At 42.9% G+C, this 8,994-nt stretch carries 6 protein-coding genes; 3 read left to right on the top strand and 3 right to left on the bottom strand.

All coding sequences use genetic code 11. The features are described from left to right. Together Q0369_RS01645 and Q0369_RS01640 are read right to left on the bottom strand one after the other, a co-directional pair. Positions 1-504 (bottom strand): hypothetical protein (locus Q0369_RS01645; RefSeq protein WP_298095090.1); only part of this gene is annotated, 504 nt, incomplete at its 3' end. A 68-nt stretch (positions 505-572) separates the two neighbouring features. Continuing rightward, complete coding sequence (locus tag Q0369_RS01640) at positions 573-2,537, bottom strand: methyl-accepting chemotaxis protein (protein WP_298095087.1); 1,965 nt, start codon at positions 2,535-2,537, stop codon at positions 573-575. A gap of 151 nt (positions 2,538-2,688) precedes the next feature. Here Q0369_RS01640 and Q0369_RS01635 point away from each other — a divergent pair, with 151 nt between their 5' ends. Continuing rightward, positions 2,689-3,057, top strand: coding sequence for a DUF488 domain-containing protein (locus Q0369_RS01635; protein WP_298095085.1), 369 nt, complete (start codon positions 2,689-2,691; stop codon positions 3,055-3,057). 153 nt (positions 3,058-3,210) lie between these two features. Here the strand turns inward: Q0369_RS01635 and Q0369_RS01630 are convergent, their stop codons facing one another. Then, positions 3,211-4,122: a hypothetical protein gene (locus tag Q0369_RS01630; protein WP_298095083.1), complete on the bottom strand. Its 912-nt coding sequence runs from the start codon at positions 4,120-4,122 to the stop codon at positions 3,211-3,213. 336 nt (positions 4,123-4,458) lie between these two features. Here Q0369_RS01630 and htpG point away from each other — a divergent pair, with 336 nt between their 5' ends. Continuing rightward, positions 4,459-6,300 (top strand): molecular chaperone HtpG, encoded by a 1,842-nt coding sequence (htpG, locus tag Q0369_RS01625; RefSeq protein WP_298095080.1) that lies wholly within the window; start codon positions 4,459-4,461, stop codon positions 6,298-6,300. A gap of 436 nt (positions 6,301-6,736) precedes the next feature. Next, positions 6,737-8,128, top strand: coding sequence for an OprD family outer membrane porin (locus Q0369_RS01620; RefSeq protein WP_298095075.1), 1,392 nt, complete (start codon positions 6,737-6,739; stop codon positions 8,126-8,128). Positions 8,129-8,994: the final 866 nt, after the last annotated feature.

Raw genomic sequence — 8,994 nt, 5'->3', positions numbered from 1 at the left:
AAGCGGATTTTTTGTTTCAAGGATGCTTTCATCGTAAATTTTGGCTATGGTTTTTACCGCGGCGTATGTGCCGCCACTTAACGCAGCATTGGTAACAAAATCGTGCAAGGATTTTAAAAACTGCAAAATAATAGCAAAAATAGCAATACCAAGGGCTAAATTTAAGCTATCCGCGCCCATTTTGCCATCTGCTGCCACTAAAAATATTACGAGCGCCGACGCAACTAAACCAAAATCCAAGATCGCATCGTAAGTAGTGGAAAATAAAAAAGCTCTTATTTCAAAATAAAAGGAGTATTCTTTCATCCGCCTAGTAGCCAGTTCCAAATTTTTAAATTTATCTCCGCCTAAGCCAAATGCCTTAAAAACGATCATTCCTTGTATGTATTCCAAGAATTTACTATTTAAAATACCCGCCTTTAGTATCCGCTGGGCTCCGCCTTCATCGGTAAATTTAATAAGCGCAAACAAAAATACGAATGCGCAAGCAAACGCCGCAAGCAATATCGTAGCTACGTTTAAATTTAAAAAAGCGAATGCCTGATTTTTGACATTCGCCTTTAAAGTTTGATTTAAAATTTATTTTTTCTAACATCCGCGACGATATTTTTAGCCATATCGTCTATCTCGGCCGTAACCTCGTTTGTGGTATTTACGATCGAGATATTTTGGTGAGTGATGGAGTCGATTTGCGTGACTGACTGATTTATCATATTTATGCCGTCGCTTTGTTCTTTGATGCTCTCGCTCATCTCGTTGATGCTTTGAGCTAGCACATTTGCGTTAGCTTCGATTTCGCTTAGGGATTTTTGCGTTCGCTCGGCTAGTTTTCTAACCTCATCTGCAACTACGGCAAAGCCTCGTCCGTGCTCTCCAGCGCGCGCTGCTTCGATAGCAGCGTTAAGAGCTAGCAGGTTTGTTTGATCTGCTATGTCGCGGATGATGACGATGATGTTTTTGATCTCCTCGCTTTGTCGAGTTACATCCTGCGCTTTTTGGCTGATGGCGTTCATCGAGCTACTCATCTGCTCGATTGCAGCAGCGCTTTCTTGGATAGAGTCTGCTTGTCTATGAGCGCCGTCGGTTAGATTTTTCATAGATTCGGCTAGGATTTTAGCTTTTGCTTCTAGGCTTTCGGCCTCGTTTAGATTTTCTTTGAGCATATTGCTAACAGCTACACCGGCGCTCTCTATGCCCATGATCATATCTTTTAGATCGCTTTCTAGCTCATCTTTGAGCTCGATTTTAGCGGTATAATCGTTTTTGTTATATGAGTTTAGCACTCGCGCGATATCTTTTAAATTTGAAGATATTGAGCTAAAGAATTTATTTAGCAAATCTTTTAGTTGCACGAGAGCCGGATTGTTCGGATCCGCCTTTATAGTCGCGCCCATATGGCCTTTTATCATGAGATTTGCGATGCCGTTCATCTCCTCGATCAGAGCGCTATCTTTTTTGATGCCGTAGACTACTTTATCTATATTTTCGTTGATAGCCCTACTCATAACGCCGAATTCATCCTGCGTATTTACGGCTAACTTTTCAGGAGCCTTAGATACCTCATGTGTGACGAATTTAAATGTATCCTCAAGCTTTTCTTGGATAGTTTTTATCGGACTGAGAGATTTTTTAAGTAGTACGTAGACAAAAATCGAAAGAGCGACTATAAATAACGCCGCTAGCGCAAGCTGAGCCTTAAGTAGAGGAAGGGTATTGCTAGAAAAAGTATCCGCTCCGATAGCTGCAACAGCTAGCCAGCCTTTATCGTTGATAGGCAAAAGTTTAGCCGTTACGTTCTCGCCCTTATAGTTAGTATAAGGAATAAGTCCGTTTTTATCAAATTTCTTTTCTGCATATTGCTTGGAGAGATATGTAGTAGAGTCGACTGATTTACCGACATTCTCAGGATTTGAGTGCATTAGCATGACGCCGTCTTGATTCATTAGATAAACGTAGCCGTATTCGGTCTTGCCCATATCGAGGATTTTTTTACTTAGAGTTTTTATATCGATATCTATACCTACTATACCGACAAATTTACCGTTTTTTACCGCAGGTGCCACGAAAGTTACGACCAAATCGTTAGTCGAAGTTATGCGAGGCTGCATATAAATAGCTTTATTTTCATTTTTTGCCGCCCCGTACCAACCCCTAGTTCGCGGATCATAGTTATCGGCCAAGGTTGTTCTTTTACCGTCCGATTGGAAAAAATAACCATCCTCGCGTCCATAGTAAACATAAGTAACCAGTGAATTTGCAAGCTCTTTTTCTAGTACCAAATGACGCATTATATCATCGCCGTCGTCTGAAATTTTCTCGATGTTTGCAGCTATTTTTTTGACCATAGCCAAATAGTCTTCAAAAAACGAATTAGCAACAGTATTGACGTCTTTTAAAATTTGAGCCTGATTTTGGCTAACGAGCTGAACGACCTTATTCTCAGCCGTATAATAACTAACCGCCGAAATAGCAGCAAACGAAACGATCAGCGCGACGATGAGCATCACGGCTATCTTGTTCGTGATTGACCTAAACATAAACGCTTCCTTTACAAATTTAAATTCAAAATAAACGCTAATTATAGCTTACAATAGTAAAACGGTGCTTAATCTTTAAATTTTATCTCTTGCGCTACCGATAAGTTTTTTTGCAGTAAAATTTAGGTCAAATTTGCAAAAAGGATATTTTATGTTTAAGGCTTTTAGAATTTACGATTTTATCAAAGATAACGAAAGCAGCGATTTTTACGGCGTATTCGTAGATAGGCTGTATCCTCGCGGTGTAAAAAAGGAGATATTTAGCTCGTTTTTGTGGTTAAAATCGGTCACGCCTTCAAACGATCTTAGGGTGTGGTTTCACGAAGATAGAGATGGGAGATTTAGCGAATTTAGGCTCAAATTTAAAAGCGAGCTTGCAAACGAGGAAGCAGCGATGGGACTAAAAAAGCTAAAATCGCTAGAAAAAATCCACGGCAAAATCGCGCTACTAACGGCGACGAAGGATATAAATTTAAGTCACGTTACGGTAATTTTGGAAGCGCTTAAAGAGAGGGATTAAATTTTACTTTTTGCGTTTATCTAAATTTGATGCGCCGCTTGAGTTTGGGTAAAAATTTGAAATTTGTATGCTTGCCGAACAAAGGACATCTTTTGATTTGCGCAAATTTAAGCTTGCAAACGAAGCCGCGCAAAAGTGCATTGAGTCGTAAAATTATCTGCGTCTAAAGCTGATTATTGCATCATCGTTTTCTTGTTGGTATTTTTCAAACAGAGCCTGATATCTTTGCGATTTTGCCGGATCATTTGAATAAATTCCCACTAAAAAATAGCACGCCTCCGCAAATCGTAACTCACACGATCGCTCAAAGTATCGCGTACCCGCTTCTTTGTCATCGTCGTCAAAATACGCGACGTAACCGAAAATAAAGCAGCCTTCGCCATTGCCGAGTTTGCATGCTTTTTTGTACAATTTTCTGCCCTCTTGCGAATCTCTATCCTCGTAGCCTGCGAGTCTCGTGCAACTTTCGCCGCCGTTAAGCTCGTAGCAGCCTTTTTTAAGCAGATCTTTGGCGCCTTCTTGCGAAATTTCACCATTTAGTAGCAGAAGGCTCGAAAGCACGGCGCAGGCATCGCCGTCTCCGCCGTCGCAATCTTCGCGAAATCTTACAGGATTTTTCATTTTTAAAGTGCCGTCTTTGGTGCGAATAGAAATTTCTTTAGGATTTTTATTTGCGTCTTCGTTTGCTTGATTGATAGGAATTTGGGTTTCGTTCAAAATTTCTGTGCGGAAAGGTGCCTTTATCGCTATAAAAACCGCGACTATACTTACGATGATGAGAGGAAGTATTTTTAGCGTGGGGTGGTTTTTGTGCGGAGTACGGAGATCTGCGTCTTTGATCGATTGCCCACCCCTTAAAGTAGTGACGGAGGGCTTAGGGTTCGGTTTTTGGCTTAAATTTGTAGCCGAACCTGCGCCTGATTTTTCAGTCAAATTTACGGCGGCATCCGTATTTAGATCCGCATTAGCATCTGTCTCGCAGACATTTTCATTTGGGCTTTTTAAATTTTTGCCTCGCTTTTCTCTCAGCTCATTTATGCGTTGTATAATTTCTTCGTTATTCAAATGAAATCCTTTTTTTTGCTCGATAAATTTTGTTTTAGTCAAACGCCCGTTTTTATCATAAAAATTGCATCGGAATCGAGAGGAATTATATCATTTTGTTTTGAATTTTTCAAAAAACGACGACTAAAAAGAATTTGTAAATTTAGCGCAGATGCGCCGTTAAATTCGGATCGGTTCTCGCTGTATAATCCGCAGCCGGGTTTAAATTTCATATACTTCGGGCGCGCGTAAATTTCCAAAACTTGATAGGATTCATATCAAGTTTATTTATTCTACTCTTGACAAGATTAGCACTCCATGATATAATCTGCCAAAATTTTTAAAAAGGACTGCATAATGGCAAAGAAAAAATTTAAGACCGAAGTGAATGATCTGCTAAATTTGATGATCCATTCGCTTTATTCAAATAAAGAGATTTTCCTGCGCGAGCTCATCTCAAACGCGAGCGACGCGCTGGATAAGTTAAACTACTTAAGCCTTACAAACGACGATTACAAGGCACTTTCGTATGTGCCGCGCATCGATATAAAGATCGACAAAGAGGCCAAAACGCTAAGCATCGGCGACAACGGCATCGGTATGGACGAAGCCGAGCTTGAGAGCAATCTCGGCACTATCGCGCGCAGCGGCACGAAGGGCTTTATGGCGAGCCTTAGCGGCGATGCAGCGAAGGACAGCAACCTCATCGGGCAGTTCGGCGTCGGGTTTTACTCGGCATTTATGGTAGCGGATCGTATCGAAGTTATCAGCCGCAAGCCGCTCTCGCAGGACGGCTATAAATGGAGCAGCGACGCGAGCAACTACATGGTCGAAAAGGCGGAGAAAGAGGACTTCGGCACGACGATAATCCTACACATGAAAGATGAGGAGTTTTTGGACGAATATAGGCTAGAAGGCATCATCAAAAAATACTCAAACCACATCCCCTATCCGATCTTTATGGATAAGGAAGAATACGTACCTGCGCAAAAAGAGGGCGAGCAGGGACATAGCGAGGTTAAAAACGTCCAGATCAACCGCGCGAGCGCGCTTTGGCAGCTGCCGAAAAGCAGCCTAAAACCGAGCGATTACGATGAATTTTACAAGCAGATCAGCCACGATAGCGGCGATCCGCTGTTTTACATCCACACCAAGGCCGAGGGCACGCACGAATACACGACGCTTTTTTACGTGCCGAGCAGCGAGCCTTTCGATCTATACCGCGTCGATTATCAAAGCGGCGTGAAGCTCTATGTCAAGCGCGTTTTCATCACCGACGACGCCAAAGAGCTGCTGCCTAGCTACCTGCGCTTCGTACGCGGCATAATGGACGTCGAGGATCTGCCGCTAAACGTAAGCCGCGAAATTTTGCAAGAAAATCGAATTCTAGCCTACGTCCGTGAACAAAGCGTCAAAAAAATTCTATCCGAGCTAGAAAAGCTTTTGCAGAACGATCGCGAAAAATATATAAAATTTTACGAATTATTCGGCAAGGTTTTGAAAGAGGGACTTTACGGCTTCGGCGCAAACAAAGAGGAAATTTTAAAGCTCTGTCTTTTCAAATCAAACCTGCGAGACGGCCTCATCACGCTTAGCGAGTATAAGGAAAAAATGGGCGCGGAGCAAAAAGAGATCTATTATATCGCGGGAAACAGCGCCGCGATGCTTAAAAGCTCGCCTCTGATCGAAAAATTTAACGCCGAGGGCACGGAGGTGTTGCTCTGCGACGATGAGATCGATACGATCGTGATGCCTGGCGTTTTTGAGTTTGACAAGACGCCGGTTAAAAATGCGACTTCGATCAAGCAGGAGGCTGCGAGCGACGATGCCGCGACGCCGCAAGCCAAAGAGATCGCCGCGAAGATCAAAGAAATTTTAGGCGAACGCGTCAAGGACGTTAAAATTTCATCGCGTCTAAGCGGCTCGCTTTCCTGCCTTGTTTTTGACGAGAACGATCCCGATTTTGCGACGCAGCAGCTGCTTAAGCAGATGGGAAACCGCAATTTGCCGCCGGTAAAGCCGATTTTGGAGATCAATGCGGATCACGAGATCATCAAAAAGCTGCAGGCCGATAAACTGATGCTGCCGCAAGTATCTGAGATAATCTACGATCTGGCGCGCCTTAGCGAGGGACAGGAGCTGGAAAATCCGAGCGAGTTTATCAAAAACGTAAACGAGCTGATCGCAAAGGCTTTGTAGATTATCTAAATTTAGAGCTTCGATCCGCTAGTAAAATTCCGCGCGGCTGCATATATCTACGTAGCCGCGTTTTAAATTTAAAGAGAAATTTCGGTGGCAAGCTTCGCTACACTTTCTAAATTTTAAAATTTAAAAGCGGCGGAATTTCACCCTTTAATTTCGGTAAAATTTTATTCGGCGGCTCAGTTTGGCGTTTTGGAAATTTTTAGGTTTTGATCGCTTTTATCCGCTAGTTGAGTTCGGGACGCAAGCCGAAAATATTCGCCAAATCATAAAATCATAAATCAGGCGATAAATTTCACTATTCATTAATTTAATCTTTACAAAGTTGCGTAATTTTATTTTAAATTTCCCCCTTTTTTATCGCAAACAGCGAGATTGTTTGATATAATTCATTTTATAAATATTTGCAAATCTTTATGAAAGGAGATTTCGAATGAAACTCATCAAACTAAGTTTAGCTGCGGCAGTTTGCGCATGTGCGGTATCCTCGCTAAGCGCGGCGGATAGCGTAGCCGAGGCTATCACTAACGGCAAGCTTGACGGAACGGTAAAGACCACTTACGCCAATAAAACCGTAGATAATAGAGGCGAAGCCGCTACGGGCGATAACGACTACGAGGCATTCGGCGTGGGTCTTGAGCTTGGATATGTCACCGATCCTCTTTATGGCTTTAGAATAGGGCTTACCGGACAGGGCTGGTTGATGCCGTATCACGTAGGCTCAAGCAATAAGACCGCCTACGATAAGGAGTGGTATACTAAAGGTGCGGTATTATCTGAATTATACCTGGGATACGGCATAGGCAATACCGATATAAAGGCGGGTAGACAATATGTCGTTACTCCGCTCGTTGCTGGCAACTATACGAGGGCGTTTAAAGAGGCTTTCGAGGGCGTGGCGATATCTAATAAAGATATCCCCGATACTACATTGTGGGGTGGATGGTTTTATAAATTCCAAGGAAGGAGCAAAACCGCCATGGGCGCTCCGGTAGGCGAAGGAAAGGCTCCTTTATTTAAAGATAGAGTGATTCTGGGTAATATGACCGGTCCCGTCGCCGTAAAATTTGAAAATATCTTCTCCGCATATGTTCAAAATAAATCCTTGCCTTATACTACTTTAACCGGCGCTTACGCAGCGGTAACGGACGTTAAACCTGCTAACGCGTTAAAGGACGGCGACGTTAGCTTGTATCTTGCCGAGGCAAATGTCAAAGTGCCCGTAGGCGAGATTTTAAAGCTGGGATTTGATCTTAACTACAAAGGCTCGCGCGTGGACGGAGGGCTGGAGCCAAGAAGGCTTGACGGCGATATGTTCGGCGCAAGAGTATCGGTTAGCGAGTTTTTCGGATTCGGTCTATCGTATGCCTATACGACCGTTAGCGATGACGATGCCGTTATTTTGGGCGTCGGCAACGGCCCGGGATCATACACCGCGCTGCCTATTAGAGGTCCGTTCGTCTTCACAGGATATGCGGGTATGGATACACACAAGATCGTGCTTGATTACAACTTCGGCGCTATCGGTCTGGACGGCTTCAAAACCGCGCTGCACTACGTAAAAGGCGATCAAGAGAGAGTAGGCGGCACGAATAATATCAATGCTAGCGGGGCTGCGGGCCAAAAGGTCGGCACCAGCATGGACGTAGAGGGCTGGGCGGTAACGGCAAACTACGCTCCTAAGGCCGTTAAGGGGCTAAGCTTGGGCGTAACCTACACTGCGCTTGAAAGAAGCGATCACTACGCTAGCGGCGTAAATAGAAAGTTCGACGAGAATGAGATATGGTTGCAGGCTGCGTATAAATTTGATCTAAGCGGCGACTAAAATTTTAAAGAGCGGAGTATTTCCGCTCTTTCTCATCTGCATTATTTTGCCTTGTATATGACGCAAAAAAGGGCGTTAAACCCGAAAAATTTACTCTTTCTCATCTGCATTATCAAACGGGCCCTTGCTTGATAAATGCTTTAATCTAAACTCTCTAAATTTACACGGACTCTTAAATTTAATGAAGCAAGGACGAAATTTAGACGATAAATTTAAATGATAGATTCGGCGAAAACTAGAGAGATGAAATTTTAAATTTGCCGATCCGATCCGCGAAATTTTAAAATTTCAAAGCCTTACTATTAAATTTAACGCAGCTATTTAAGCTAGTAAAATTTCAGCAGCATTTCGTAGAATAAGCGCACTGTATATCTGACATCGGCAAACTGATGTTTGTCTTTAAGCCCTTAATATAGCAGGCATTGACTGCGCCCTAGTATACGGCGCTAATATCAAAAAAAGCGATGATTTTTGCACGGCTTCTTTCGATGAAATTTTAAATTTGGATAAATTTTAAAGCTTATCCGAAAGCGAAAAAAAGATGGGAAAGGATAAAATTTTACTTGCCGGATCAAGCGAATAAAAGCGAGATAAAATTTAACTTCGCTAAATTTAAGTCGCCGCGGATCAAATTTGAGCCCTAAATTTGAGCTTTAAATTTAACCCGCGGCGGAGCGTGAATTGAAGCGAGAATTGAAACGCTTCTAATCTCAAGCGTTATTTCTTCGCGCTAGAAGTGTCCATAAAGGCCTGTTCTTCGGCGCTCGGTTTATACTCGTCGCCGAAAAATTCCTTCTTTGCCTTGATCTTCTCCTGCATCATCTTCTTTTCGTAAATTTTATACGTCGGTCGCCAGTACTCTAGGT

The organism is uncultured Campylobacter sp. (assembly GCF_938030685.1).
Taxonomy (GTDB): Bacteria; Campylobacterota; Campylobacteria; order Campylobacterales; family Campylobacteraceae; genus Campylobacter_B.
This window is presented reverse-complemented; position numbering and strand designations above follow the sequence as displayed.